The organism is Kistimonas scapharcae (assembly GCF_039540975.1).
GTDB classification, from domain to species: domain Bacteria; phylum Pseudomonadota; class Gammaproteobacteria; order Pseudomonadales; family Endozoicomonadaceae; genus Kistimonas; species Kistimonas scapharcae.
Genome location: NZ_BAABFL010000220.1, coordinates 1 through 995 on the forward strand (window position 1 = coordinate 1; position 995 = coordinate 995).

General features: G+C 56.2%; 1 protein-coding gene. It reads right to left on the reverse strand.

What is annotated here, in order from left to right; genetic code table 11:
* On the reverse strand, window positions 1-995 hold a 995-nt coding region (locus tag ABD892_RS10515; RefSeq protein ID WP_345195577.1), incomplete at both ends, for a hypothetical protein.

Genomic DNA, 995 nt, shown 5'->3' on the forward strand with positions numbered 1-995 from the left:
CATCATCGCCTGTCGCATGTCGTTTGCTGCCTTCCACATGCCCTTGGCGTCACGGTTACGCAACACACCACCGGCAATATCCGGCAGTGACGACAGGGTGGAGAACGCCAGTATCAACACCGACTGGTAGGCCATCATGTTGGACATGGCCGAGTGAACGTCAGGTGGCATCTGGGTACCGAGCTGGCCGAGATAACCACGAACGATGGTCTTCGCCCGTTCCGGCGCATAGCTGCCCTGCTCGCCCAGTGCTTCCAGCAAATCCGTCAGCCCACCATAAGGCGTGTAGAACTCCACCCTGTCCTTGCGGACCCGGATGTACTGGTACTCCTTCAGCTTCTGGAACATACCCACGACAGGCGTCTGCTGGTACTCCTTCAGGTAATCGGTTGCCTCGAACCAGGCTGTCTTGGTCGCCATGTCCAGCGTATCCACCTCGGCGTTGTATGCCTGCTTCGCTTCGTTGCGCTGGGCCTGAGACACCGAATCATTCACCGACTCCCGCCACTTGCGAACCAGTCCGGGCAAAAGACGCTCGTCGATCCCCACGATATTACGGGCGAACATCTTGTAGGTGAGGTCGTTGATCCGCTTGAACTCGTTCTTGAGCTGGTTCAACGTGGCGTTGGAGTAATCCAGCCCCTGCTGACGACGCTTGTCGATCCTTGCCATCTCATGTTCAATGGCCTGTTCAAGATTCACCAGATCACGGGCGTTCTCCAGTGTCTGGTACCCGCCGAATGTCCGTTCAAACTCCGCCCGTTTGCTGGATGAGGCGATGTAGTTGAACATCATTTTGCTGACATCAGTTTCCATGAAACCTGCTTCAGTCAGTTCCTCAACCATCTTATCGTTGGCAAAAAACTCACGGCTGCGTCGATTGACAAAGCCGGGGCCGAAGGTGGTGTCCTGCATCTGGATCGCCAGCTCGTAGACACCCGCGCCGTTGATGATGTTCTCGGTAGCACCTTTGACCATCTTCTCGGCCACATCCA